Annotated in this window: 24 protein-coding genes; 13 read left to right on the top strand and 11 right to left on the bottom strand. The window is 59.3% G+C overall.

The window, feature by feature from the left end:
• Positions 1 to 5: 5 nt before the first annotated feature.
• Both GSF67_RS17005 and GSF67_RS17000 read left to right on the top strand, forming a co-directional pair.
• Positions 6 to 548, top strand: a complete 543-nt coding sequence (locus tag GSF67_RS17005) for a GNAT family N-acetyltransferase (RefSeq protein WP_006316387.1) — start codon at positions 6 to 8, stop codon at positions 546 to 548.
• 74 nt (positions 549 to 622) lie between these two features.
• Positions 623 to 928: a PAAR domain-containing protein gene (locus tag GSF67_RS17000; RefSeq protein WP_035216835.1), complete on the top strand. Its 306-nt coding sequence runs from the start codon at positions 623 to 625 to the stop codon at positions 926 to 928.
• A 139-nt stretch (positions 929 to 1,067) separates the two neighbouring features.
• Here the strand turns inward: GSF67_RS17000 and GSF67_RS16995 are convergent, their stop codons facing one another.
• Entirely contained in the window at positions 1,068 to 3,026 is a 1,959-nt protein-coding gene (locus GSF67_RS16995) for a bifunctional diguanylate cyclase/phosphodiesterase (RefSeq protein WP_006316386.1), read from the bottom strand.
• A gap of 260 nt (positions 3,027 to 3,286) precedes the next feature.
• Between GSF67_RS16995 and GSF67_RS16990 the strand changes: the two genes are divergently transcribed.
• A complete protein-coding gene (locus GSF67_RS16990) occupies positions 3,287 to 4,957 on the top strand; it encodes a metallophosphoesterase (protein WP_035216840.1) in 1,671 nt (556 codons plus the stop codon).
• Between the two features lie 3 nt (positions 4,958 to 4,960).
• Here GSF67_RS16990 and GSF67_RS16985 read toward each other — a convergent pair whose 3' ends face one another.
• Positions 4,961 to 6,517, bottom strand: a complete 1,557-nt coding sequence (locus GSF67_RS16985) for a TerC family protein (protein WP_128822080.1) — start codon at positions 6,515 to 6,517, stop codon at positions 4,961 to 4,963.
• 375 nt (positions 6,518 to 6,892) lie between these two features.
• Positions 6,893 to 7,909 (bottom strand): DUF1402 family protein, encoded by a 1,017-nt coding sequence (locus GSF67_RS16980; protein WP_006315518.1) that lies wholly within the window; start codon positions 7,907 to 7,909, stop codon positions 6,893 to 6,895.
• 232 nt (positions 7,910 to 8,141) lie between these two features.
• Between GSF67_RS16980 and GSF67_RS16975 the strand changes: the two genes are divergently transcribed.
• Positions 8,142 to 8,807 (top strand): transglutaminase-like cysteine peptidase, encoded by a 666-nt coding sequence (locus tag GSF67_RS16975; RefSeq protein WP_006315519.1) that lies wholly within the window; start codon positions 8,142 to 8,144, stop codon positions 8,805 to 8,807.
• Between the two features lie 74 nt (positions 8,808 to 8,881).
• Here the strand turns inward: GSF67_RS16975 and GSF67_RS16970 are convergent, their stop codons facing one another.
• The 6 genes from GSF67_RS16970 to GSF67_RS16945 all read right to left on the bottom strand — a co-directional run bounded on the left by GSF67_RS16970 (position 8,882) and on the right by GSF67_RS16945 (position 15,052).
• Entirely contained in the window at positions 8,882 to 9,970 is a 1,089-nt protein-coding gene (locus GSF67_RS16970; protein WP_006315520.1) for an ABC transporter ATP-binding protein, read from the bottom strand.
• Positions 9,967 to 10,794 (bottom strand): carbohydrate ABC transporter permease, encoded by an 828-nt coding sequence (locus GSF67_RS16965; RefSeq protein WP_006315521.1) that lies wholly within the window; start codon positions 10,792 to 10,794, stop codon positions 9,967 to 9,969. The genes GSF67_RS16970 and GSF67_RS16965 overlap by 4 nt, the downstream gene beginning before the upstream one ends.
• Positions 10,791 to 11,693, bottom strand: coding sequence for a carbohydrate ABC transporter permease (locus GSF67_RS16960; RefSeq protein ID WP_006315522.1), 903 nt, complete (start codon positions 11,691 to 11,693; stop codon positions 10,791 to 10,793). The genes GSF67_RS16965 and GSF67_RS16960 overlap by 4 nt, the downstream gene beginning before the upstream one ends.
• A gap of 113 nt (positions 11,694 to 11,806) precedes the next feature.
• On the bottom strand, positions 11,807 to 13,039 hold the full coding sequence (locus tag GSF67_RS16955; protein ID WP_006315523.1) for a sugar ABC transporter substrate-binding protein: 1,233 nt from the start codon (positions 13,037 to 13,039) through the stop codon (positions 11,807 to 11,809).
• Positions 13,040 to 13,102: 63 nt separating this feature from the next.
• Positions 13,103 to 14,005, bottom strand: coding sequence for a sugar phosphate isomerase/epimerase (locus GSF67_RS16950; protein WP_006315524.1), 903 nt, complete (start codon positions 14,003 to 14,005; stop codon positions 13,103 to 13,105).
• Positions 14,006 to 14,017: 12 nt separating this feature from the next.
• Complete coding sequence (locus tag GSF67_RS16945; protein ID WP_006315525.1) at positions 14,018 to 15,052, bottom strand: Gfo/Idh/MocA family protein; 1,035 nt, start codon at positions 15,050 to 15,052, stop codon at positions 14,018 to 14,020.
• A 138-nt stretch (positions 15,053 to 15,190) separates the two neighbouring features.
• On the opposite strand from GSF67_RS16945, the gene GSF67_RS16940 reads away from it, so the two are divergent.
• The gene (locus tag GSF67_RS16940; protein ID WP_006315526.1) at positions 15,191 to 16,255 is read left to right on the top strand and encodes a LacI family DNA-binding transcriptional regulator; all 1,065 of its coding nucleotides are present in this window, start codon (positions 15,191 to 15,193) and stop codon (positions 16,253 to 16,255) included.
• Here the strand turns inward: GSF67_RS16940 and GSF67_RS16935 are convergent.
• Positions 16,245 to 17,120 (bottom strand): hypothetical protein, encoded by an 876-nt coding sequence (locus GSF67_RS16935; RefSeq protein ID WP_006315527.1) that lies wholly within the window; start codon positions 17,118 to 17,120, stop codon positions 16,245 to 16,247. The two genes, GSF67_RS16940 and GSF67_RS16935, sit on opposite strands and share 11 nt — an antisense overlap.
• Before the next feature lie 159 nt (positions 17,121 to 17,279).
• Positions 17,280 to 17,675, bottom strand: coding sequence for a cupin domain-containing protein (locus GSF67_RS16930; protein ID WP_006315528.1), 396 nt, complete (start codon positions 17,673 to 17,675; stop codon positions 17,280 to 17,282).
• A 298-nt stretch (positions 17,676 to 17,973) separates the two neighbouring features.
• On the opposite strand from GSF67_RS16930, the gene GSF67_RS16925 reads away from it, so the two are divergent.
• The 8 genes from GSF67_RS16925 to GSF67_RS16890 all read left to right on the top strand — a co-directional run bounded on the left by GSF67_RS16925 (position 17,974) and on the right by GSF67_RS16890 (position 26,771).
• Complete coding sequence (locus GSF67_RS16925; protein WP_006315530.1) at positions 17,974 to 18,996, top strand: substrate-binding domain-containing protein; 1,023 nt, start codon at positions 17,974 to 17,976, stop codon at positions 18,994 to 18,996.
• A 103-nt stretch (positions 18,997 to 19,099) separates the two neighbouring features.
• Positions 19,100 to 20,593 carry a sugar ABC transporter ATP-binding protein gene (locus GSF67_RS16920; protein WP_006315531.1) on the top strand — a complete coding sequence of 498 codons (1,494 nt, stop codon included), beginning with the start codon at positions 19,100 to 19,102 and terminating at the stop codon, positions 20,591 to 20,593.
• A complete protein-coding gene (locus tag GSF67_RS16915; RefSeq protein ID WP_006315532.1) occupies positions 20,590 to 21,534 on the top strand; it encodes an ABC transporter permease in 945 nt (314 codons plus the stop codon). The genes GSF67_RS16920 and GSF67_RS16915 overlap by 4 nt, the downstream gene beginning before the upstream one ends.
• 1 nt (position 21,535) lies before the next feature.
• Positions 21,536 to 22,504: an ABC transporter permease gene (locus GSF67_RS16910; protein WP_006315533.1), complete on the top strand. Its 969-nt coding sequence runs from the start codon at positions 21,536 to 21,538 to the stop codon at positions 22,502 to 22,504.
• Between the two features lie 3 nt (positions 22,505 to 22,507).
• Positions 22,508 to 23,530 carry a LacI family DNA-binding transcriptional regulator gene (locus GSF67_RS16905; protein ID WP_006315534.1) on the top strand — a complete coding sequence of 341 codons (1,023 nt, stop codon included), beginning with the start codon at positions 22,508 to 22,510 and terminating at the stop codon, positions 23,528 to 23,530.
• 33 nt (positions 23,531 to 23,563) lie between these two features.
• Positions 23,564 to 24,613 carry a sugar phosphate isomerase/epimerase gene (locus tag GSF67_RS16900; RefSeq protein ID WP_006315535.1) on the top strand — a complete coding sequence of 350 codons (1,050 nt, stop codon included), beginning with the start codon at positions 23,564 to 23,566 and terminating at the stop codon, positions 24,611 to 24,613.
• Between the two features lie 11 nt (positions 24,614 to 24,624).
• On the top strand, positions 24,625 to 25,794 hold the full coding sequence (locus tag GSF67_RS16895; protein WP_176072048.1) for a Gfo/Idh/MocA family protein: 1,170 nt from the start codon (positions 24,625 to 24,627) through the stop codon (positions 25,792 to 25,794).
• A 122-nt stretch (positions 25,795 to 25,916) separates the two neighbouring features.
• The gene (locus tag GSF67_RS16890; RefSeq protein ID WP_006315537.1) at positions 25,917 to 26,771 is read left to right on the top strand and encodes a sugar phosphate isomerase/epimerase; all 855 of its coding nucleotides are present in this window, start codon (positions 25,917 to 25,919) and stop codon (positions 26,769 to 26,771) included.
• Positions 26,772 to 26,782: the final 11 nt, after the last annotated feature.

Below are 26,782 nucleotides of genomic sequence, written 5' to 3'. Positions count from 1 at the left end.
AAGGCATGTCTGAACAGTTGGCCCGGCAGCAAGCGCCGGACAAAATCATGACCGCTAGGCTCGTGCTCCGGCGACCGGTGTTGAGCGACGCTGGCAGATTATACGCTATGCTTACGGATCCAGATCTCTTCCGTTACAGCCCGGTGCCGTTTACCGGCACACTGACTGACGTTAAGCACATAATCGTTGAGTGGGACGAGGGCTGGGAAAAGGGCCTGAAAACTTACGTCGTCGTACGGAAGGAGCTGCTGGATGAGCCTATCGGGTTTGTGAACATTGGGCCAGACGAAGAGCTTGGTGGCGCTTTGATCCATGAATTTTCAGGTCAAGGGCTATCGGAAGAGATCATGCGTGTGCTGATTCCCGAGCTTGGGCTGACAAAAGCCTGGACGCTGATTGACGCGAAGGTTTCGCCATTGATACGTCTGCTTGAAAAGGTCGATTTTCACGTCGAGAAAATACTGCCGCGTCACAGAGTGCATCCGCAAATTTCGTCAGAAAAGCGGGATTGTGTTCTTATGCGACAGAAACTCCTTGAGAGAGCTTGATACTCAATCCATGTAGGCAGCCAGAATCTCGGGCTCACGCAAGTATCAATATTTCCGCGAAAATGAGGTCCACGATGGTTGGTCGCGCAGTTACTCTTAAAGGCCATATGCACGTCTGCCCCATGATTGATCCAGGGCCTAAGCCGCATGTCGGCGGACCGGTTGTTTCGACACAACAAAGTTTCGTTACAGTCGAGGGCGTGCCAATTGCCACAGTCGGAGACAGCTTACTTTGTACTGGTGTGCCGACGACATCGGATCGAATTACTGGGGGGTCCGCCGTTGCAAAGATTGATGGTAAGGCGGTGGCGCGCCAGGGGGACACTTGTGCGCACGGTGGCTCACTGGTTCAGGGCGTTCCCTGGATTTCATTTGAGTAGTTTTTCTTTTACAGGCTCGAGCGCTAGAGTGTGAAGTTGTCACATACAGATATGCCCTTGTGTGACGAGCTAGCGGTTACAGCCACCCGTGTAACATCCATTGAAACGGCTTCGCCTGTTCGACTAACCGAACCTGTCTTTAGACTTTGCCCATGGACGCGCGGCCTGCGCGCGTCTGCCCCGAAAGAAACGCCGCCACATCCCGCGCCCTCAGCGGCGGCGCATAAATATAGCCCTGCACCAGCGTGGCGCCGAGACCTTCGAGTATGGCGAGTTCTGCAGATGTTTCCACCCCCTCAACCACGCATTCCAGCTCCATGTCCCGGCTGAGGGCAAGAAGCGATTTCACGATTTTGTAGCTGGCTGGTTTTTCGTGCAGATCGGTGACGAAGCTGCGGTCGATCTTGATCTTGGTCAGCGGCAAGGCGTGCAGCCGGGTGAGGCTGGAATAACCGGTGCCGAAATCGTCAAGTGAAATGCCGCAGCCGAGACGGCGCAGCATGTCGACGGATTGTCTCACCTGCTCGAAATCATGGGCGAAAGCTGTCTCGGTGATTTCTAGATCGAGACGGCGGGTGTCGAAACAGCTGTTTTCGATGATGCCGATCAGGGACAGCACGCCTTCATGACAGTTGAGGTCCTGGGCCGAAAGGTTGAACGAGAGGCGCAGGGAAGGGTCCCATGTCGATGCCGAGGCCAGCGCCATCTTCAGAAGCGGCCGCGTCAGCGAACCGACGATGCCGGCCCGTTCCGCGATGGCGAAGAATTGTGCGGGCGGCACATGCCCGAGAACCGGGCTGTGCCAGCGCGCCAGCGCTTCAAACCCGGCCGTTTTTCCGTCGCGTATATCCACGATCGGCTGAAACATCACCGAAAGTTCGTTTTTCAGATCGCTCTGCTTGAGCAGATGCTCAATGCGGGCTTCGATATTGATCTGCTTTTCGTGTTCCGCATCGAACAGAACGGCATCGCCACGCCGGGTTTTCTTGGCGTGGTAGAGGGCATAGTCTGCCCTGTCGAAAAGCTGCTCCAGCGTGGAGGCAAGGTGGGGAAAGACTGCTATTCCCATGGATGCGGAAACATGCACCGTTCCTTCCGGCATATGGTAAGGCGCCCTCAACTCTTCGGAAATCGCATTGGCGTTTGCGACGAGTTGCACATCATCAGGTATGATCGGGGCGACGATGGCGAATTCGTCGCCGCCCAGTCGAAAAGCCTTGCTGGCTTTGAGATTGGCGGTGAGGCGCTTGCTGACATTGATCAGCAGCCGGTCTCCCACCGAATGCCCGTAGAGATCGTTGACCGGCTTGAAACCGTCGAGATCGATGACCCCCAGGGCCAGCCGGGTTCCCTTTTCTCTGGCATTCGCGAGCTCGACCTCAAGATGTGCGAAAAAGGCGCGGCGGTTCGGCAGTCCCGTCAGGCTGTCTATATTGGCAAGCAGCAGGTTTTCATTGCTGAGCGCCTCCGTGCGCTGCTGCGAAATGACCATGCGCTCGAAATTGCGATAATTGGTCAGGAGGATGGACATCATGCCGGCACAAACCAGCAGAACATTGATGGCGATGGCAATGAATGTCGGCTGCCGTGACGCCACAAAAAAGGCGATGAACGCGCCATTGACGATGACCGTCACCATGAAGGCGGCGGACCGTACATACATCAGGCAGAAGATGCAGGAAATGACGGTGATCGCCATGTAGAAGGCGACATGGGATCGTGTATAGGCATCTCCATGCGGCACCAGCAAAAAAGACCAGAGCGTGAAGGCCAGGGCGATGCCGGCGGCCAGGCGGTTCGTGCGGCGAAGGGCGGCGAGTGCCACCTCCGGCCGGGGATCGATGCCGCGCGTCCTCCACCAGAATGCGACCCGAAGTGTGCAGCCGATGGTAAAAACGGCGGGAACCCCAACGGTGAGCCAAAATGGTGCCAATTGCATATGCGTAATGGCAAGCGCCCATGTGCTTGAGAGCAAAATGAAATACATCATCGGCATCTGCCGGGTGAAGGCTCTGTACTGCGCTTTCAGAAGGTCGGGATTGTCAGACCGGACGGACATGAAGTCGAGCAGTTTTTGTATGGCGATCAGTATTTTCATTTATGACTCATCAAATACAGGACGACATCGGTAGCATAAGCCCAGTTACATCATTGGAAATACACAGGGTTAACCGGGAGACAACTGCATCAACCGCAAGATGCAGCTGCGTATCTTCGCAACATGCCGCCATTTTCGCCGTTAGATGCTGTTCCGGCAGAAACTGGATGACAATGTGGTTAGGTTAGGCAAACTTGAAAACATAAACGCGCCGTTCCGACAATTATCTTGAACTGCCCAGGCAGAAAGACCGTTTTATGATGCTGACACCTTTGCTCCCTTCCGTTGCCGTCATTGCTGACGCACATTTTCATGACACGGCCGCGGATTTCGGATTTCCCGGTATCGAGATCGATGGCCAGCGCATCACCATGCGCAGCTGGTCGGAAACGCGCGACTCTACCCGGGTTTTTAATGAGAGCGCCGATGCACTGCATGCGGCGCTGGAAGAGGTGCGGCAGCGCGGCATTCGCCATGTTGTGCTACTCGGCGATTATACCGATGACGGGCAGCGGGAGACGACACAAACGCTGAAGGGCATTCTTGAGCGTCATCGCGATGCGCATGGCACCGCCTTTTATGCGCTGCCCGGAAACCACGATATTTTCGGGCCGTGCGGCCGGCATCAAACCAAGGAGTTCCTGGTGGAGGACGGTGAACGCCTCTCCGTCTCTAGCGATGCGAAGCGGGCAGGGGAACGGGTCGTTATCAGCGAGCGCATGTATTGCGACGGTTATCCGGAAGGTCTTGGCCCCATGGCGGCCTTTGGCTATTTCCGCCAGCCGGATTACCTGCATTGGGAAACACCCTTCGGCCTCTCCGATGCGCCGCAGGACCGGCTCTACAAGGTGTGCTCACCCGACGGCCGCAACGTCTACACGTTGATGGATGCCTCCTATCTGGTCGAGCCTGAGCCGGGTCTCTGGCTGATGATGATCGACGCGAATATTTTCGAACCACGCGACGGCAGCTTTGAACGAGGCGAGGAGGCAGCCTTCATCGACAGCACCGCCGGTGGCTGGAATGCGCTTCTGCGCTGCAAACCGTTCATTCTCGACTGGATCGCAGATGTGCGCGCCAGGGCAGAGGCGCTCGGCAAGACTTTGCTCGGCTTTTCCCACTATCCAGCACTCGATCCCTTCGATGGTGCGATCAGCGTGGAAAGCGCCCTGTTCGGCGAAACGACCGCCGTGCGGCGTATGCCGCATAAGGCGGTGGAGGGTGCGCTGATAAAAGCCGGGCTTGCCGTGCATTTCAGCGGGCACCTGCATGTGGAGGGGGTGACGCGGCGCGGGGAAGGGGAGAGGTCACTGACCAATATCGCCGTCCCGTCGCTGGTTGCTTTCCCGCCGGCCTTCAAGGTTGTCCACCCGTCGCGTCAGGAAATCGCCGTGGAAACGGTGGAGATGGCCCATCTGCCGGTGAATGGCCGTATCTGCCGGGGGTATGCGCAGGAAATGGCGTTTGCCGGCGAAGCGCAGGACGCGGCCTTTGTGGCGGGTGATTACGGCAGCTTTCTGCGGGACCATCAGCGGGCGCTGATCACGCATCGCTATTTCCCCCGGGAATGGACGGCGGAAATCGTTGCGGCGATGGCTGGTAAGACGGTGCGGGATGTCGCCGGCCTGCTCGGAGAGAAGACCATTGCCTCCGAACAGGCGGATATGCCAATGATCGAGCTCATCACCGACTGGTATTGCCTGCGCCAGGGCGTGGGTCTGGCCCTGCCGCATATCACGCCGCAGCGGCGTTCCCTTTACCGGATGCTGGCTGATCGCCTCGGCCGCAAGGCTGATCGTCATGATGGATCCATTGAAGGTTTTCTCGAAATCTTCTTTGCTGCACTCGGCCTGTTTCTCGATCGCGCCGAGGCGAGCCCTCGGCGCGTAGAGCTTCGGCCTACACGGAAACAGGAGCCCGTTTCCGTGTAACTGTCAGGTGGCCAGGCTGGTATTCCATGCCCGGATTTTTTCGATGTTTCTGTCCGAGCAGGAAACGATCTCGAATTCGAACCCGTCGCCGGAAATCCGCTCGCCGATTTCGGGAAGGCGGCTGAGGCGCCAGAGGATGTAGCCGGCGATCGTTGAGTAACGGTCGGCGTCGTCCACCAGATCGATATCCAGGAGATAGGAGACCCGTCTGATATCGACGGTGCCGTCGATCAACCAGGAGCCGTCTTGCTCAAGCCCGGAAATCTGCGCTTCCTCACCCTCGTCGGGGAACTCACCCGCAATCGCCTCCAGAATGTCCGTCGGCGTGGCGATACCCTGAAGCGTGCCGTATTCGTCGATGATGACGGCCATCTGCAGCGGCGATGTGCGCAGCTGTTCCATCACCTGCAAGGCCGTGGCGCTTTCATGAACGACGAGAGGCTCGCGCAGCGAACGCTCGAGGTTCAGTTTTCCGTCATGCAGCAGATCGCGCAGCAGGTCCCTGGTGGCGGCGACGCCCAGGAAGGCGTCCAGCTTGCCCTGCGCCAGCATCAGCCGGGAATGGTCGAGTTCCAGCAGCCGGCTTCGTAACGTGTCGTGATCGGCATCAATATCGAGCCAGTCGATTTCGGTGCGCGGTGTCATGATCGATACGACCGGGCGCTCGGCAAGCGTCAGCACCCCGCGTATCATGTCCTTTTCCTCGGATTTGAAAAGGTCGCCTTGCGCAGCCTGCGCGGCGATAACGTCAGCGGTCTCGCCGAGCGACTGCTGTTCGCCGACCCGGCCACCCAGAAGCCGCAGAATGGCATCGGAGGTGCGTTCGCGCATATCGCCGGCGGTGATGCGCCTTTCGCGGTTGCGCCGTCCGATCTGGTTTGCCGCCTCGATGAGAACGGAAAAGCCGATGGCCGCATAAAGATAACCCTTCGGCAGATGGAAACCGAAACCCTCGACGATCAGGCTGAAGCCGATCATCAGAAGAAAACCAAGACAGAGAATGACCACGGTCGGGTGTTTCGACACGAAGGCCATCAGTGGCCGCGATGCCGCCATCATCACGGCCATGGCCACGCAGACGGCGGTAATCATCACCCAGAGATTATTGACCATGCCAACGGCGGTGATGACGCTGTCGAGCGAGAAGACGGCGTCGAGCACGACGATCTGCACGATGACCTGCCAGAAGACTGCATGGACCACCTTGCCCTGTTTCGGCTTCTGGTCACCCTCCAGCCGTTCGTGCAGTTCCATCGTGCCCTTGGCAAGCAGGAAGGCACCGCCGAGGATGAGGATGAGATCGCGACCGGAAAAGGAGAAATCCGAAATGGTGAAAAGCGGCCGCGTCAGCGTGACGATCCACGAGATCGAAAACAGCAGCAGCAGGCGCATGATGAGCGCAAGCGACAGGCCGATCATTCGCGCTTTCTGGCGCTGGTGCGGCGGCAGCTTGTCGGCAAGGATCGCGATGAAGACGAGATTGTCGATGCCGAGCACGACTTCGAGAACGATAAGGGTGACGAGGCCGATCCATATATTCGGATCTGCGAGGAATTCCATGTTCAGGAGCCTTTATGGGAATGGGTGCAAACGCGCAAAGCCCCGGACCGACCATCCGAGGCTGAAAGCCGCTGCTTTGAAAAAAACAAGAAAATTCGAGGCTGGCGTCGCGTTATGCGAGCCAGCCTCGTTCGGTGTCGACTACTGTCGGTACTGTCGCCTTCGTCAGGCATAGGGCGGATTTATCCCACTATCAGTAAATTCTTGTGCCGCTCCAACTAGCAAATTTTCGACGGTTGGAAAAGCGGTTTTCGAATTTTCGTTGCCAAAACGGTGCGGTTTGGCAATCTTGGCGCGTAAAATACGCATTTTTACCGAGCCGATCCCGTGCTATGCAATCTCCACGATTGCTGGCCTTGCAGTATCAAAAAGCCCCTATTGCTTCTGGCCGCCAATATCGGAGGTGGTGCGTCGGTCGATGGCCTTGCCGTCGAGAATGTTTTTCAGGACGTCGAGGCGGTCGTTGATCAGCCATCCATAATAGTTTTCCACCGGCAGCAGTTTTTTTGCGCCGGCATCCACGGCGGTCCGCAGGCGCTCGGCACGGCGTCTTGGCTGGCCGACATTGTAGAGCGTGGCGGTGATGCCGGGGTTGCCGGAAATGTCGAAGCCCTTTTCCCTGTAGGCGTCGATGGAATCCCTGATGATAGCGGCGATATAGAGGATGCTGCGGTCGGGATCCATGACGTCGCGGTAGATATCCTTCGGCCTGTCCGCTGAGAGTTTCGGCAGGCCGCTTGTTTTGTTCACGAGATCGGTGACCTGCAGCGCCGTCAGCGGGCTGATCTGGCCGAGCCCGAACGTCTGTCCCGCGTAAAAGGGCTGGAAGAAGGCCCGCTGGAAGGAGATTGCCTCATAGCTCGTGCCATCCACCACCTTGCCACGGAAGCTCTGGTCCCAGACGGTATCGCGGCAGCTCCACTGTTCAGACGTGGTAGCAAGGGCCTCGCAGGAGCGGAATTCCGGCCGCTGGAGAAATGTCTTGAGGGCCACGCCGTTATAGCTGAACTTGATATCGAGTTCGGCATAGGAGATGGCCTTGATATAATAGGTCTGCATGCGATCGACGGCCGAGACGTTGAAGGTATGTTCCCCGACGATGGCGCCAACGATGTGGATTGGGTCGATGCCATAGGCCGCGCCTGCCTTCCTGATCTTGCCGAGCAGTCCGGGTTCGCTGTTCAGGAGATCGACCGTCTTGCGGAATTTTTCCTCGTAGGTCGTGGAGAACGCCTTGGTCCTGATGGCCGAGGCCTGCGGTATTTCGGGCTGTTCGGCCGAGCGGTTGCCGGGAGGCACAACGACCATCTGCTGGGCTGCGGCATAAGAAGGCAGGAAGGCCAGCGCCAGAAGGACGGCGGCCGCGCGGGTGGACTTCGCAAACAGGCTCATACGGCGGTCTCTATGATGGGGATCGTGTTGCGGTGAGGGCTCCTTCTTAGGGCAGGCCGCCTGCGCGTGGCAAGTTGCCGCCGCTCACTTTACCGTTGTTGCCGCCCGGAATGCTGTCGCACCTCATTGTGCAAGCATCCGGCCGGGAATTTTCGGGGTCGTTAAAAGTCGAGCATTTTGTTTCATGTGACCTCAAGTCGCCACGGGTAGCTCATGTCGTCAGGAGACGAACATGACCCATCTCATCAAATCGCTGCAAGCATGTTTCATTCTGGCTGTCGTGGGTTTGGCCGCGCCGGCGCAGGCGTCTCCTTCGATGCAGACGGGCAGGATCACCTCACAGCCCGTCGGACATTACGACTTCTGCCAGCGGCATTCGGCTGAGTGCCAGCCGGTGAAGTCTATGCCGCCGGTCAGTCTTACCCCTGATGTCTGGGCTACCCTCGTCTCGGTCAACAATGCCGTCAATACCGAGATCGACCAGCGGACCGACATGGAAGTGTGGGGTTACGAGGATTATTGGGAATATCCCTATAACGGCGCGGGAGACTGCGAGGACCTCGCGCTGGAGAAACGGAAGCGGCTGATGGATGCCGGCCTCCCGGTTTCCGACCTGCTGATCACCGTCGTCCGGGACGAAAAAGGCGATGGCCACGCCATCCTAACGGTCAGAACGGACCGCGGAGATTTCATTCTCGACAATATGAAGCCGAAGATTTTTCGCTGGGACGAAACGCCCTATACCTATCTCAAGCGTCAATCCACGGAGCATGCCGGTCGGTGGGTGGATATTGAAGGCACCGGTTCGCCCGCCATCGCCGCCCGCGAGGTTGGCCGCGCCACCGCCACCTCCGCCACCGCGCGCCGGAATATCGTCGACATCATCATGGGGCGCTGAAGCTTTCGCCTCTCATGAAGGACGCGGAGAGCCCCAAACGGGCTGTCCGTTTCCAATATGCCCCATGTTTCGTTTTACCGGCCTCCGAGACCGGCTCCGGTTTCTTCGTCGAACAAATGCAGGTCGGTCGGGTTGATGTCGAGGCCGACGACTTCGCCACTCCTGACCTCACTGCGCCCCTGTATCGCGATGACCACTTCGGTCGATGTGCCGCCGAGGGTAAGGAAAGTGGCCGAACCGGTGGTTTCCACGGTCGAAACAGGTAACGTCAGCGCCGCACCTGTTGCTGTTGCGGGCCGGATATGTTCCGGCCTGATACCAACGATGATACGCTTGCCGGGCGGCAAGGGAGCCGGAGCCCTGATCGATTGCTGCGGCTCACCTTCGCCGAATTGCAACAGAAGCGAAGCGCCATCCGGGCTGACCACGCCCGGAATGAAGTTCATGGCCGGTGAGCCGATGAAACCTGCAACGAAACGATTGACCGGGCGGTCGTAGAGTTCGAGCGGCGTGCCCTGTTGTTCGATGACGCCATCGCGCATGACGACGACATGATCGGCCATGGTCATTGCCTCGATCTGGTCATGGGTGACGTAGACCGAGGTTGCATGCAGGCGATCATGCAGTGCGCGGATTTCCTTGCGCATATGAACACGCAGCGCCGCATCGAGGTTGGAAAGCGGTTCATCGAACAGAAAGGCCTGCGGATTGCGGATGATCGCCCGGCTCATGGCCACACGCTGCCGCTGGCCGCCGGAGAGTTCGCGCGGATAACGTTTCATCAGCTTGGAAAGTCCGGTCGTCGCGGCAACTTCTTCCGCTGCCTTACGGGCTTCCGCCTTGGCGACGCCACGCATGCGCAGCGAGTAGGTAAGGTTTTCCTCCACCGTCATATGCGGGTAGAGCGCATAGGACTGGAACACCATGGCCACATCGCGCTTGCGCGGCGGCACACCGTTCATCAGCGTGCCGGCAATCCGCATGTCGCCGGCGGATATGCTCTCCAGCCCGGCCAGCGAGCGTAAAAGGGTGGACTTGCCGCAGCCGGAAGGACCGACAAGTGCGACGAAGGTGCCCTTCTTGATGGAAAGGTCGATATTTTTCAGAGCATGGAAGGCGCCGTAATATTTGTTTACGCCGGAAAGTTCGATCTGAAAGGTCATTTGAGCGCTCCTGATGTCAGGCCGGAAACGATGCGGCGCTGCAAGAGAATGAAGAGGGCAAGAATGGGCGTCACATACATGGTCGCATAGGCCATGATGTTGTTCCATTCGCTGGTATTGGGGCCCATGAAGGAGTTGAGGCCGACGCTGGCGGGCTGCAATTCCGCCGCCTGGATCATCGATTTCGAATAAACGAATTCACCGAAGGCCTGCATGAAGATGAGAATGGCGCTGACGAGAATGCCGTTTCTGGCAAGCGGCAGCACGATGTGGAAGAAGGCGCCGACCCGCGAATTGCCGTCCACCAGCGCCGCCTCTTCCAGTTCCTGCGGCACGGCCATGAAGGTGGCGCGCACCAGCACCACAAAGAAAGGCATGCTTTTGGCCGCGATGGCGAGGATGACCGACAGGCGCGGATAATCCAGAAGCCCGAATTGCGAGAAACCGACGAAGATCGGCGTGATCATCAGCGATGCCGGCAGGACCTGTAGCATGAGGATGAGGAACAGGCCGATATCCACCCAGACATTGCGATAGCGGGCCAAAACATAGGCGCAGCCAACACCGAGAATGGTGATCAGCAGCACCGCGCTGGAGGCGATCAGCACCGAATTCCACAGGTAACGCCCCATGTTGCGGCTTTCCCAGACGTAGGCATAGGTCTGCCATTGCGGGTCGCCGGGCCAGAAGGCGGGCGGACTGGCGAACATGTCCGAACCGCTTTTAAGCGAGGTCAGATACATCCAGTACAGCGGAAACAGATAGATGATCGCGAGAATGATGGCGATGGCCAGCATAAGCCGGTTGCGGTTGGTGATGCTCATCCGCGCACCTCATGTCGTGTCGAGCGCACATAGACGATGGAAGCCAGCATGACGAAAACGATCATAATGACGGATATCGTCGCGCCCTTGGCGAAATCATATTGCCGGAAGGAAAGATCCCAGGCCCAATATTGCGCCACGTTGGAGCTGTTGTTCGGCCCGCCATCGGTAATGGCGGCGAAAAGGTCGAACTGTTGGAGCGTGAAGATAAGGCCCAGCGACACGATCGCACCGATGGTGGACCGCATCATCGGCAGAGTGATGGTGTAGAAACGCTGCCAGGCGCTGGCGCCGTCCAGTTCTGCCGCCTCGTAGAGATCGCCGGGAATGGAGGCGAGGCCCACCGAAAGCAGGATCATGTTGAAGGAAGTGCCGAGCCAGATATTGGCAATGACGACGGCCCAGAGCGAAAAATTCGCATCCGAACGCCAGAAGATATTGCCTGAGATCAGGCCGCTTTCCCGCAGGAAGAAATTCAGGACGCCGAAATCGCCCGACAGGATCCAGTTCCAGATGGCGCCGACAACGAGGCCGGGCATGACCCAGGATACGAGGAACAGGCCGCGCAGCCAGGTGGCCCCGGGAAAATTCACCCAGAAGAACAGCGCCAGGCCGAAGCCGATGGCGAATTGCCCGGCAATGGAGGCGACGACGAAGGTGACGGTGTTCATCAGGATCGGCAGGGTTTCAGGCTGCCGGAACAGATCGACATAATTCTTGAAGCCGACGAATGGGCGCACGAAGGTGCCCAGGCTGAACATGTCGACTTCCTGAAAACTCATGACGATGTTGTAGATGAGCGGCAGCCCCGCCATCACGAACAGGAAGCCCAAAGGCAAGGCGACAAGGACGATGTCGAACCCGCGACCGTCGTTGACGCTGGAAAACAGTTTTTTCATGAAACATCCTCACAAGCTCCGATCGGGGCCGCCGCTGCATGTTGCAGCAGGCAGCCCCACCGGGAGGAACCCGTGGACGGGGCCGGATGAACCCGGCCGCCTACCCAAATGGATCAGCCGTCGACCAGCTTTATCTTTTCCGCGGCCTGATCAAGTGCCGCCTTCGGCGTCATCTGACCCGAAAGCGCGCCCTGGATTGCGTCCTGGATGGCCTTGGAAATCTTCGGCCATTCGGGTGAGGGGCCGCGCGGCTGGGCGTATTTCAACTGCTCGACGAAGGTCTTCAGCGCTTCGTCCTTCAGCGCGTTTCCGGTGGGCGGAACCGGAATATCGGAACGCGCCGGCAATTGGCCGAAGTTCTTGAACATGTCCTTGTCCTTTGAGGCGAAGAACTCGATCGCCTTGAAGGCTTCGGCGGGATGTTTGGTCTTGGAGAAGATCGCCCAGTTATAGTCGCCCATGGCCGAAGACCGCGGCGCGTCCGGTGTCGGAACCGGCAGCAGCGTCACACCCCAATCGAACTTGGCGTCTTTGAGCATGCGGTCGATTTCCCAGGGGCCGGAGATCGCCATGGCCGCGTTGCCGGCATTGAAGGTAGCGGTGGAGTCCCACTGGCTGCGCGTCAACGTGTCCGGCGAAGCCAGCTTCTCATCGAGCAGGGTCTTCCACGTCTCAAGCGCCTTCACCGCGCCATCGGTATTGATGTTCTTGTAGGTTGCGCCCGCCATCTGCGCCCAGGGCAGAAACTGGAAGGTGCCTTCCTCGTTGGCCTTGGCGCTGAAGCTGATGCCGTAGACATTCTTGGCGGGGTTGGTGAGCTTGCGGGCCGCATCCACCAGCTCGTCCCAGGTCTGCGGCGGTTTTGCCGCATCGAGACCGGCCGCCTTGAACAGGTCCTTGTTGTAATAAAGCGCAATCGTGTTCGTCGCTTTCGGAACGCCGAAATATTTGCCGTCCCACGTCACCGATTTCAGCGGACCCGGAAAGTAGTTTTCCGTCTTGATGACATCCGACTTCGCAATCATGTCCGTCACGTCGAGAAAGGCGCCGCGTGAGGCGAACATCGCGTGGTTGGGGTTGTCGATGGCGATGATGTCAGGCGCATTGCCAGTCGAATAGGCGCGCATGGATTCGCTCACCACATCATCGAATTGCAATTGCCGATATTCGATCTTGATGCCGTTATTGAGTGCGTTGAACTCTTTAATAAGGTTCGGCGCCGGCTGGATATCACGATCCAGCGACCAGAGGGTCAACGTCACATCTTCCGCATGCGCTGCCATCGCACCGGCGGATACGCTTGCCAGAACAAGCGCACCGGCCATCATAAATTTCGCGATACCCATAATCTCCTCCTCTTTGGTTATCGTCGCTGCATTGTCTGGAAACCTTCTCCCGAAAGGCTTCCGTTATGTCGGGTCGACGACGAAATCGCCACCGCGGCATTTTTTCAGATAGTTCAGACCATGCACCTGGCCCGTCATTTCCAGCGCGTCGCGGTAGACGGGGTCATGCCAGCCTTCGATGTCGATCGAGCCGGACCAGCCGGCGAGGCGCAGTTCGGAAATAATGTCCGTCCAGTTGCTGTCGCCGAAGCCCGGCGTGCGCATGAAGACGAATTTTTCCTTGCCGAAAATGCCGTGTTCGCGAATGACGTCCCAGCGAATGGTCGCGTCCTTGCCGTGCACGTGGAAAATCTTGTCCGCCCATTTGCGGATTTGCGGCAGCGGATCGATGAGATAGACCATCTGGTGGCAGGGTTCCCATTCGATGCCGATGTGCTCATCCGGCGTTTCGTTGAACATCAGTTCCCAGGCGTCGGGATTGTGCGCAATGTTCCAGTCGCCTGTCTGCCAGTTGCCGTCCATGGCGCAGTTTTCAAAGGCGATCTTCACGCCCTTGTCGGCGGCGCGTTTGGCAAGCTCGCTCCAGATTTCCTTGTATCTGGGCAGGCTTTCCGGCAGCGGTTTGCCGCGCAGCCGGCCGGTGAACCCCGCAACGCAGGTCGCGCCGAAATGATGGGCATTGTCGATGCAGTCTTTCCAGCCCTGCAAGGTCTCAAGGTCGATCTCAGTTTCTTCAAGCGGATTGCCGAACATGCCGAGTGTGCCGATGGTGATGTCGCGGTCGCCGATAGCCTCAAGGCAGCGCTTGCCCAGATCGGCAAGGTCCTGACCGTTGGTCGTCTGCCAGAAGAACGGCTCGAAACTTTCAAAGCCGAGATCGGCGATCTGCCCGATGCGTTCGGCCGCCTGGCCTTTGCTGGCGCTGACCATAGTGCCGATGCGGATGGATGTTGCCGGATTGCTCACGTCTTTCAGTCCTTATGCTGCAATGGAAACACGCTGGCCGAGGCGGGCGCTTTCAATCGCGCCGATCACCATGGCAAGGCTGTTGATGTTGTCGAAGGAGGCCGTTTCCGGCATCTCACCCGTGCGGATGGAGTCGAGGAAGGAGAGAATGACGCTGGCATGACCGCGCGTATCCTTCTCGGAAACGGTATCGGAAACGTTTACGGTCTTAAATCCACGCAAAAGCCCCTGGTCGTCACCGGCCACGGAGGCGGAGAAATTGTCTTCGCCGTCCCAGATGATCATTCCCTTCGAGCCGATCAGCCGCCAGCGCGCCTCCCAGCTGGTCCGCTCGCCTTCGGCGCACCATGAACCGCGATAGGTGAAGACGACATCATTGGAGAACTCGAAAATGGCGTTGGCGCTCGCCCCGTGGGCATACCAGGAGCCGGCCGGGTTCTTCTCCACGCAAAAGACGGAAAGGGGCTTTTCATTGGCAACGAAACGGGCGGCATCGAAGGTGTGGATCGCCATGTCGAGAAGCAGGACGTTCTTCATCTCCTCACGGAAGCCGCCAAAATGCGGGCCGAGGAAGAAATCGCAGTGGATGGCCGTCAGGTCGCCAATGACGCCGTCTTCCAGTGCGCGGCGCAGCCGCCGGATACCGGCAATAAACCGCCGGTTTTGCACCACGGCATGAATCTTGCCGGCTTTTTTTGCCAGCTCCACCAGCGTGGCGGCTTCTTCCATCGAGGCGGCCAGCGGCTTTTCGCTCAGCACGTGGCACCCGGCATCGAGACCGGCTTCAACCACGGCGAAGCGTGCCTGCGGGATGACGATATCAAAAAGGATGTCGGCTTTCGTTGCAGCAAGAACGGCGCGAAGATCAGTGCCGATGACCGCGTCGGTGAGGGCGAATTCTTCGGCAAGGGCGCGGGCCGTGTTCTCGTTCAGATCCACCAGACCGGCGATCCTGATCGCGCCGGAAATCTCCGGCGTGGATTGAATGGCGCGCAACCAGCCTTTGGCCATGGCTCCGCATCCGCATAAAACGGCATTAAATGTCATCTCATCTCCCCGGGCTCCTAGCAAACTCCTCTTTGCGCAGAGCGTCGTAAACGTTTACGAGACTATGACGATGGTGTTAGATATGTCAAGACCGTTAACGGACGCGTTGATTGCGCGTCGGGCCTGGGAGGGGAATGCATGAAAGGAATCCGGCAGCTTGCCGATTATCTTCAGATATCTATTGGCACCGTTTCCCGTGCCCTGAACGGCAAGCCCGATGTGAACGAAGAGACGCGTCGCCGTGTTCTCGAAGCGGCGGAAAAGCTCGGTTACGTCGCCAACCAGTCCGGCCGCAGCCTCCGGCAGGGAACCACCAATGTCATCGGCCTTATGACCGGCAGCGACGCGCAGACCGTTGAAAACTCCGACAACTTCTTCTTAGGGGTGACGGATGGCCTGCAAAGCGTGTTTTCAGGACATAATCTCGACCTCATCGTTCTGCCCTGCCCGGGGGAAGAGGATCCGGATGAATATTTAAAGCGTATGGTGGCGCGGCGCATGGTGGATGCAATGATCATTTCCGCCACCCGGCGCACCGACAAACGCGTGGATTTCCTCAAGCAGAACCGTTTGCCTTTCGTGGCGCTCGGCCGGACAGCCTCCAGCGATGATCACGCCTGGATCGACCTCGATTTCGAGGGGGTGGCGAAAAATGCCGTCGACCGCCTTGTTGCTGCCGGTCATCGTTCGATCGCTGTGGCTGCGCCCGACAGCGATATCAATCTCGGTTATGTTTTTCTGGAGGGATACAGGCGCGCGCTGGAGAATAATGGCATCCCCTACGATTCTTCCCTGGTCGTCCGCGCGAAATCGAGCGAGCAGGGCGGTTATCACGCCGCCAGCGAATGGCTGCAGATGCGGCCCCGGCCAACGGCGATTGTGCTGATCTATGAGCTGATGGCGGTCGGTCTTTATCGCCGTCTTGCGGAAGCTGGCCTGAAACCGGGGCAAGATCTCGCCGTCGTCGGCTTCCGCGATGGTCCACGCGGCCAGTTTCTCGAGCCGCGCCTCACCAGTTTCCGCACGTCCCTGCATGATCTCGGCGTGACGGTGGCCCAGACCTTATTGTCGACCATGCCGGCCTATGCGCCCTTTTATCCCGATCAGGCTCGTCATCGCGTCTGGCCCATGCTTCTGGTGCCAGGCGAGAGTGACCCCCCGCCTGCTGCACAGGCAGCTGCGCCCGGGGGCCTCAAAGCTTGACGTCGTTAATGCTGACGACGCCGAAAGGGTTGAATTTATATTCGTCTTCCTCATAGCGCGTATCATCGGCAAGGGCGGCGCGACGATCCTTCACGGCCGCTTCGACGCCGTCACGCGCCATTTGATCGGCGATATCATCTATCAGTGCCGCTATTTTTAGCTGTTCTGTGTTCGTGGACGGCTGATCGCCATTTTTGGTAAAGTGCACCTGCACATCTGGCAATCCAATCAGGTGAAACCCGACGCTCATCATCCCGTCGGCATCACCGCCTATGGGGCGGCGTGCGAAAGCCAGACGGCAGGTTTTGGCAAGCGCCATTCCGTCATCGGCAGCAGCTTCGCTGCGCGATTGCTCGAAGAGCTGCTTCCAGCGCCTTGCCCCATGGGCAACGCCGGCACTTTCTCCCTTCACGGCGATGGCGCCGTTATCGAGCATATGCTGCACGAATCTAAGCGCATTTTCGGATGTCTTCACGGCTGTTTCGGCGTCCATGGACGGGCCAAGCACGTAAAGAACCGAGCCGTGCCCGGCGACAGCCTCCTCATCGGCCAACTGGTGGGCGTCGGGGTCGACACGGTCCCAGCAGACATTGAAGGAACGGTCCATCCGGTCGTCCGGCTCATCCTGCGAATAATCCTCGTCGAGGCTGAAATCGGGCGCAAAATCATCGACCGCGGCGCGGGCGCTCTTCCGGAGAGCCTCCAGCCCATTTTCAGGGCCGAGAAAACAGAGGATATGTCGCGGCTTGTAACTGGAGCGGGAGGCGGCAACGGCTGCCGGCTTGCTCGACGCTGCGCTGAGAGACGGCCTTGCCAGCACAAGACCGCCCAGAAGTGCGAGAACGCCACGACGCCCTGAATTCATCCGATATCTCCCGGGGTTTCTATCAACAGGATGGTAGCGTTTTATACAGGCATGGATGATTCAAGCCATACGGCCTTCGCGATCTTTGGCATGATGGTTTAAAAAACTTGTCGCAAGCGGGCGGGGCGAAACGGCACTGAGCCAATTGCAGCTACTTCATCAAGTGCCATACTGGTCATCCGTCACATGTTCCATCCAGTCCACCACCTTGCCGTCTTTCACCTCCTGAAGCGCAATATGGGTCATGGCGATGTTGGGTGCGGCGCCGTGCCAGTGTCTTTCGCCCGGTGCGAACCAGACGATATCGCCGGGGCGAATCTCCTCCACCAGGCCGCCCTCACGCTGTGCGCGGCCAAGGCCGGATACCACGATCAGGGTCTGGCCGAGGGGATGGGTGTGCCAGGCGGTGCGGGCGCCGGGTTCAAAGGTGACCTGGGCACCCTGCACCCGCTCGGCATCGAAGGGGTTGAAGAGCGGATCGATGCGGACCGTACCGGTGAACCAGCCGTCCGGGCCTTTGGCCGATGCCCGTGTTCCCGCGCGCAATATTTCCATGGTCATTCTCCTGACGAGTCTCAAGCGGTGATTTGATGCGGGAATTCCCCTCTTGTCCACAGGGGAGAGTGAAAAGCCGATCAAGCAGCAGGTGCGTGTGCGTCGTTATATCCCGTTTTCGAAGGGATTATCTTTGCTGTTTCATTGGCATTTTCCATAGCTGCCGCTCGGCATTTCATTCCCTCATACGTATCCCGATAAAAATCATTCTCGGGATTGACTCGAATATGAAACCGGTTACATTTGTCGATGTAAACGGTTTCATCGTTGAGAACCGTGCTTGGAGGAGCAAACTTTCATGTTTAGAAATTTGATGGCTGCCGCCGCGATGGTGCTGGCGGCCGGCACGTCCGTGCACGCGCAGGAGCAGAGCTTCAAGATCGGTCTTTCCAATTCCTTCGTCGGCAGCGAATGGCGCACGCAGATGATCGAAGAAGCCCAGGCCGCTGCGAAAGCGTGGGGCGAAAAGGGCGTCAAGGTCGAAGTCGTCGTTCAGAGCGGCAATGTCGATGTGCAGGGGCAGATCGGTCATATCCGCAATTTCATGAACCAGGGCGTTGATGCGATCCTCATCAATCCCGGCAGCCCGACGGCTTTCGATCCGATCTTCGCACAGGCCAAGGCACGCAACATCCTCGTCATCGCCACCGACGCCGAAGTGTCGTCGAAGGATGCACTTTACGTCGGCATCGATCAGAAGGCATGGGCGGCCCAATCCGCACAATGGCTTGCGGATGCGCTGAAGGGCAAGGGAAGCGTGGTCGCCATCAACGGCATCGCCGGCAACCCGGCAAATGAAGCCCGCGTCGCCGGTTATCGCGAAGTGTTCAAGAAATATCCTGACATCAAGGTGCTGAACGAAGCCAATGCAAGCTGGGATCAGGCGCAGGGCCAGCAGGCCATGCAGAACCTGCTCGCCACCTATCCCGATATCAGCGGTGTGTGGGTGCAGGATGGCATGGCCGATGGTGCATGGCGCGCCATCGAGGCAGCCGGCAAGACCAAGGACATTGCCGCAACAGGCGAAATCCGCAAGGACTTCATGACCCGCTGGGAAAAGGAAAAGTTCAATTCCGGCGCTTCGGTCAATCCTCCGGGTGTCATGGCCAGCGCGCTCAACGTCGCGGTCTTGAAGCTGCAGGGCAAGGAATTCAAGGACGGTATCTTCGGCGGCACCTATGGTAACGCCATCTATATTCCGATCCCCTTCGTCAGCAGCGATAACCTTGCCGACAATATCAAGGCTGCCGATGGTAAGCCCGGCTACTGGTCCGTCACGGCAACCGTGACGCCGGAGCAGGCTGGCGAGTTCTTCAAGTAAGATTTCTCCCGGGCCGGCGGTAAACGTCGGCCCGAACCGGAATTTCGAGTGCGGAGCAGGCCTTGGCCGTCCGCCTGTGACAAGCATTATTCGGGGACATGCGATGGCGAACGCTCTGGAAGCGGCCGGCATAACGAAGAATTTTGGCGCCGTGCGTGCGCTTTCCGCCGGCAGGCTGACCGTTGGTCGCGGTGAAATTCACGCGCTGCTGGGCGCCAATGGCTGCGGCAAGAGCACGCTTTGCAAGATCGTTGCGGGCGCGGTCGCGCCGACCAGCGGCACCATCAGGTTCAACGGCGCGGAAGTGCGCTTCAAAAGTCCGCGCGACGCCGAAAATTCCGGTATCGCCCTGTTTTATCAGGAGCTGAGCCTCATTCCGCAGCTTTCCGTCGCCGACAACATCTTTCTCGGCCGCGAGCCGAAGCGCGGCATCTTCGTGGACGGCAAGGCACTGAAGGCAGAGGCAGCCGGACTGATTGCGCTGTTTGATGGTGTGGCCGGCGAGGGGCTTGAGCCGGATGCAATCGTCGGCAATCTGCCGCCCGATCAGCGCCAGCTCGTCGAAATCCTCAAGGTCTTCGCCCAGAATGCCAGCCTGATGATCATGGACGAGGCGACGGCGGCGCTCGATGGCCGCCAGTCCCAGCGCTTTTTCGATATACTCCGGGCCAAGAAGGCCGATGGTGTCTCCACCATTATGATTTCCCATCGTCTCGACGAGGTCTTTGCCGTCTGCGACCGCATTACCGTGATGCGCAACGGTGCGACCATTTCCGAACTCGACACCGTTGCCACCACCCGTGAAGCCGTGGTGCACGATATGGTCGGTGATGTCCGCGCCGCACCCGCCCGCGAGCAGGGGCGGGCCGCCGCAGTTCCCAGCCTCAAGGTAACTGACGTTGCGGGCGAAGGCGTGCGCGGCGTCTCTCTGGAAGCCTATCCGGGCGAAATCGTCGGTCTGGCCGGCCTGCAGGGGCAGGGACAATCGGCCTTGCTGAAAGGCCTCTTCGGCGCCAGTCCGTTTGCAACCGGGCAAGTCCGGTTCGAGGGCCGCGAAATCATCGTCGGCAAGCCTTCGCAGGCGGTTCACAACGGTTTTGCCTATGTCTCGGGTGACCGTGGGCGCGATGCTTCCCTTCAGGGCCGGTCGATCTTCGAAAATCTCGTCGCCGCGCTGATGGTGCGCGAAAAGATGCGGCTGGTTCGGCCGGCAACGCTGAAGCCGCGGGTGCAGAAAGTCGCGGATGACATGAAGACGAAATTTGCCGGCATGGACATGCCGATCGGCACGCTTTCGGGTGGCAACCAGCAGAAGATCTTCATTTCCCGCTGGCTCGCCACTTCGCCCAAGCTGCTGCTGCTCGATGATCCGACCAAGGGTATCGATCTCGGCGCCAAGGCCGATCTCTTCGCGCTGATGCGGCAGCAGGCCGATGCCGGTGCGACCATTCTTCTCTATTCCTCGGAAGATGCGGAAATCCTCGAATATGCCGACCGCATTCTTGTCTTCAACGGCGGACGCATCTCTGCGGAACTGACCGGAGCCGACATGACATCCGTCAACATGACCCGCGCCGCCTATGGAGACGCCGCATGAATTCGCAAGGCGTTCTGCGCAGGCAACCCTGGATCATCACCCTCGTCGTTCTGGCCGTGCTCGTCGCCGTGAACACGTTTCTGCAGCCGTCCTTCGTTCAGCCTTCCGTGCTGCAATCGAACCTGACGACATTTCTGCCGTTGATCCTGGTCGCCATCGGCCAGACCTATGTCATACTGGCGGGAGATATCGATCTGTCCGTCGGCAGCATCGTGGCGCTCGCCAATGTCGTTACCGTCAGTGTCGTGGCCGCACTCGGCGGCACGACCGGTGCCGTCTTCGCCGGCATGGCGGCGGGTGCGGCTGTCGGGTTGCTGTGTGGACTGGTCAATGGCCTCTTCATATCCGGCCTGCGCTTCCAGCCGATTGTCACCACCTTCGCAACCGGCATCATCTTCGCCGGTCTGGCGATCTGGGTTCTGCCGCAGGCAGGTCTTCCGGTTCCCGAAGCCTATTGGCAGACCTATTCCGGCAGCTTCGTCGGCCTGCCCTTCGTGCTGTGGGTGCTGATTGGGGGCATCGCTTTCACGCTCATCGTGTCGCGCATTCCTTTCCATACACATCTGCTGGCAGTGGGTGGCAATCGCACCGGCGCCTTCCAGACGGGCTTGCGCCTCTCCGGCATCCGTATCGGTGCTTACATGATTTCCGGCCTGTTTTCGGCACTGGCTGCTCTGTGCCTGACTGGCGAGACAGCCTCGGGCGATCCTTTGCTCGGTGCGAGTCTGGCGCTCTCTTCCATCTCGGCCGTGGTTCTGGGCGGCACCGCACTTTCGGGCGGCTTCGGCAGCTCGACCGGGTCGATTGCCGGAGCGCTGGTGCTCGGCATGATCGGTAATGTGATTTTCTTTGCGGGTCTGCCCTTCGAGTACCAGACATTGGTGCAGGGTTTGATCGTGCTGACGGCGCTGGCCGGCGGCGTTCTGGTGACGAGGCGTTGATATGACCAATCCCGGCTTGCAACTCAAAACCATCATCACCGATCCCCTGACCATCGCCATTGGCGCATCAGCCTTCCTGCTGCTGGTCGGCGAACTATTGTCGCCCGGCTTCGCGCAGGGCTCGCAGATCGTGCGGCTGCTGACGATTGCCGCCATTCTCGGCATTGTCGCGGCGGGCCAGAACCTCGTCATCCTCGGTGGGCGCGAAGGCATCGATCTTTCCGTTGGCGCGATGATCTCGCTTGGCGCAGTCCTTGCCGGCAATATGATGAATGGCCAGAATGCCGGCATTCCGCTTGCCATTCTGGTTGCCGGCGGCATTCCCTTCCTGATTGGCCTCATCAATGGCCTCGGCATCACCTTCGTGCGCATTCCGCCGCTGGTGATGACGCTTGGCATGACGGCGGTCATTCAGGGCGGGCTGGTGGTCTATTCGCAGGGCGTTCCTTCGGGTGCGGCTGCACCCCTGCTGGCGGGCTTCATCAACCGGCCGCTCATTTTCGGCATTCCCGGCGTGCTCTTCGTCTGGCTTGGTATTGCTGCGATCATGCTGTTCGTACTGCGCCGCACGGCCTTCGGTTTCGCCATCTATGCCATCGGCTCTAACGAGCGGGCGGCGACGCTGGTAGGACTGCCTGTCCCGCTGATCCGCACGTTGCTTTACGGCCTGTCCGGCCTGTTCGCCGGGCTGACCGGGGTCTGCGTCATCGGTTACACCGGCACCTCCTTCATCTCCGTCGGCGACCAGTATGTGCTTCCGTCGATCATTGCTGTTGTCATCGGCGGCACCTCGCTTGCCGGCGGTGCGGGCGGATATGTCGGAACCATGGCCGGAGCAGTTGCGCTCACCATTCTGCAAAGCGTACTGATAACGCTCAACCTCGATGTATGGGCACGGCAGATCATATTCGGTGTCACGTTGCTAGCGCTGATGCTGCTTTATGGCCGCCAAAAGCAGTTGCGTGTGTGACAGATGAGCAAAGACCAAGGTTCGAATATCAGGGAAGTTGCAGCTCTCGCGGGCGTTTCCATCGCGACCGTATCGCGGGCGCTGCAACAACCCGACAAGGTTCGCCCGGAAACCCGAAAGAAGGTTTTCGACGCCGTCCGGCAGGCGAACTTCGTTCCCAACGCCCAGGCCGCAAGCTTCCGGCGTCAATCCAACAACACCGTCATCCTTCTCGTCCGAGATATCGGCAACCCGTTTTATCTCGAAATCTACAAGGGTGTGGAAGAAGCAGCCGGCGAAGCAGGTTTCAAGGTCCTGATGGGTGACGCCCGCAATGACGAACACCGCGTGGCGACCCATATCGACATGGTCAGGCAGAAACATGCCGACGGCCTGATATTGATGACCGGACAGTTTCCGTCCGAGCTTCTCGATCAAGCCGATGCGCTGCCGCCGATTGTCATCGCGTCGGAGACGGTGCCGGGCCTCGCGCTGCCGACCGTCAAGGTGGACAACCGTGCCGCCTCCATGAATGCCATGCGCCACCTCATCGCTGCGGGGCATCAAAGGATCGTGCATCTGGCCGGCCCCGTTCCGGAAAGCCTGGCGCAGGAACGTTTCGATGGTTACCGGGCGGCACTTGCCGGGGCCGGTATCGCTTATGCCGACGAACTTGTCGTGACGGGCGATTACAGCATTGAGGCCGGCCGCCAGGCGATTGCCGGTCTTCTCGAAGGTGGCATCGCCTTCACCGCGATCTTCGCATCGAGCGACCAGATGGCGATTGGCGCGATCAGCGAGCTGCGGGGCAGGGGTCTCTCGGTTCCGGCTGACGTCTCCGTCATCGGCTTCGACGACATCATCTTCGCCAATGCCTTCGAACCGCCGCTGACGACGGTGCGTCAGCCCCGGCAGGAAATGGGCCGCAGGGCCATGGCGCTGATGGTGGACCGGCTGAACGGCAAACGCACGGCCGAAACCATCGTGCTGGATACGGAACTCGTGGTGCGCGGCTCGGTCGCGCCCTGCCGCCTGCCGCATCGGTAGCGGCCAGACTGTGAATGCAAGGAGTGTAAGGACATGAAGACGATCAAAGGCCCGGCGATTTTCCTCGCGCAATTTGCCGGAAACGAGGCCCCTTTCGACACGCTCGACAATCTCGGCCAATGGGCGGCTTCGCTCGGTTACAAGGGCATTCAGGTGCCGACCGACCCCAAACTCTTCGATCTGGAAAAGGCCGCCGCCTCCAAGACCTATTGCGACGATATCAAAGGCCGCCTCGCCGAGATTGGCGTCGAGATCACCGAGCTTTCCACCCATATTCAGGGCCAGCTCGTCGCCGTTCACCCCGTCTATGACGAAATGTTCGACGGTTTCGCACCGGCTGAACTGCACGGCAAACCGCAGGCGCGGCAGGAATGGGCCGTCAATCAGCTGAAGTGCGCGGCGAAAGCCTCGCAGCATCTTGGCCTCAAGAGCCATGCGACTTTCTCAGGCGCGCTTGCTTGGCCCTTCGTTTATCCGTGGCCGCAGCGCCCGGCAGGCCTTGTCGAAATGGCCTTTGCCGAGCTCGGCAAACGCTGGACACCCATTCTGGATGCCTTCGAGGAGAATGGTGTCGATCTCTGCTATGAGCTGCATCCGGGTGAGGACCTGCATGACGGCGTCACCTTCGAGCGTTTTCTCGAGGTCACCGGCAATCACCCGCGTGCCAACCTTCTCTATGATCCCTCGCATTTCGTGCTGCAGGCGATGGATTATCTCGGCTTCATTGACATCTACCACGAGCGTATCCGTGCCTTTCACGTCAAGGATGCCGAATTCAATCCGACCGGCCGTTCCGGCGTTTATGGCGGGTATCAGAGCTGGGTTGACCGGCCGGGCCGTTTCCGTTCGCTCGGCGACGGGCACGTTGATTTCGGCGCGGTGTTTTCCAAGCTCACCCAATATGACTTCGACGGCTGGGCGGTGTTGGAGTGGGAATGCGCGCTGAAACATCCGGAAGACGGCGCGCGTGAAGGCGCGGGCTTCATTGAAAACCACATCATCCGTGTGACCGAGCGGGCTTTCGACGATTTCGCCAAAAGCGGCATCGATGACGCCGCCAATCGTCGCCTTCTCGGACTTTGAAAGGGATAGTCATGTCCTCCGTAACAAAGAAATTCGATAGTCGCCGCATCCGTCTCGGCATGGTCGGCGGCGGTCAGGGCGCCTTCATTGGTGCGGTGCATCGCATCGCGGCCCGGCTGGATGACCGTTACGAGCTGGTGGCAGGTGCGCTTTCCTCCGATCCCGCGCGTGCAGCTGCCTCGGCAACCCTGCTCGGCATTGCGCCGGAGCGCTCCTACGCCTCGTTCGAGGACATGGCGGCGACTGAGGCCGGCCGGGAAGATGGCATTGAGGCAGTCGCCATCGTCACCCCCAACCACCTGCATTTTGCTCCGTCCAAGGCGTTCCTCGAAGCCGGCATCCATGTCATCTGCGACAAACCCGTGACCGCGACGCTGGAGGAAGCCAAGGCACTGGCCGAGATCGTCAGGGCGTCGGACAGCCTTTTCGTCCTGACGCATAACTACACCGGTTACGCCATGCTGCGGCAGATGCGCGAGATGATCGCTGAAGGCGCCATTGGCAAGCTGCGCCATGTCCAGGCCGAATATGCGCAGGACTGGCTGACCGAAGCGGTCGAAAAAACCGGCGCAAAAGGTGCCGAATGGCGCACGGATCCAAGCCGCTCCGGTGCCGGCGGTGCCATCGGCGATATCGGCACCTATGCCTTCAATGCCGCTGCCTTCGTCACGGGTGAAATCCCCAGCAGTCTTTATGCGGATCTCACGTCCTTTGTGCCGGGGCGGTTGCTGGATGACAGCGCCAATATTCTTTTGCGTTACGACAGCGGTGCCAAGGGCATGCTCTGGGCAAGCCAGATCGCCGTCGGCAATGAAAACGCGCTGTCGCTCCGGGTCTATGGCGATAAGGGCGGGCTTGAATGGCACCACCGTGTGCCGGACGAGCTGTGGTTCACGCCCTATGGCGAGCCGAAGCGGCTGATTACCCGCAACGGTGCGGGTGCGGGTGCCGCTGCAAACCGTGTCAGTCGTGTGCCATCCGGGCACCCGGAGGGATATCTCGAGGGTTTTGCGACGATTTACCGCGAAGCCGCAGACGCAATCATCTCAAAGAGGGAGGGAGAAACAGCCGCCGGGGAGGTGATTTACCCCGGCATGGAGGACGGCCTTGCGGGTCTCGCATTCATCGATGCGGCCGTTCGCTCCAGCCAGACCTCGACCTGGGTCGGGATCGAGATCTAGGTCGCAGCCAATCGGAGGAGACGGCGCGGGCAGTTGAGGCTGTGCCCGGCATGACCCGGTTCATGAGGCCGGCAATGGCGGGCGTGTCGTCATATTGATCAAACGGAAAGGGAGTTACGCGTTTGAAAACGTTCAAGTCAAAATTCGCAAGCCTGGCAGCTGTCGTCGCATTGGCGGCCGGTATCGCAAACCCGGTTTTTGCCGATGACAGCAAGACGCTGCCGATTGCGGCGCAGATGTACACATTGCGCAACGCCGGAACGCTTGAGGAGCAGCTTGCCATCCTCAACCGCGCCGGCGTTTCCGCCGTTGAAACGGTGGATATGCAAAAGGTTAGCGCCAGTGAGCTGAACGCGCTTCTGGAAAAGCACAAGATCAAGGTCATTTCCTCGCATGTGCCGATCGACAAGCTGCGCGGCAACCTCGATGAGGTTATCACCGAGCAGAAGGCCGTCGGCAATCCTGTGGTGACCGTGCCGTTCCTGAAGCCGGAAGATCGCCCGAAGGACGCCGCTGGCTGGACCGCCTTCGGCAAGGAGCTTGGTGGATATGCCGACAAGCTGTCTGCGGCGGGCCTCTCCATGGCTTACCACAACCACGACTTTGAAATGGTCAAGTTCGACGGCAAGACGGCGCTTGAGCTGCTGCTCAATGCCGCTGGCCCGAAACTGCAGAGCGAACTCGATGTCGCCTGGGTGGCGCGTAGCGGCAATGATCCGGCGGAATTCCTCGGCACCTTAAAGGGCCGGGTATTTGCCATCCACGCCAAGGACAATGCGCCTGCGGGCACGGCGGAAAACGAGCGCGGCTTTGCAACGCTTGGAACCGGCGTTCTCGACTGGAAGGCAATTCTGCCGGCGGCCAAGCAGGCCGGTGTCAAGTGGTTCATTCTTGAACACGACCTTCCGCTCGATGCCGAAGCGGTCGTGACCAAGGGTAACGCGTTCCTGAACGAACGCCTTCCGACCCTTCAGTAAACACTGCCAGT

Source organism: Agrobacterium sp. CGMCC 11546, assembly GCF_013365515.1.
Taxonomy (GTDB): Bacteria; Pseudomonadota; Alphaproteobacteria; order Rhizobiales; family Rhizobiaceae; genus Agrobacterium; species Agrobacterium fabrum.
The sequence above is the reverse complement of the archived record's forward strand: the minus strand, read 5'-3'. Positions and strand labels throughout refer to the sequence as shown.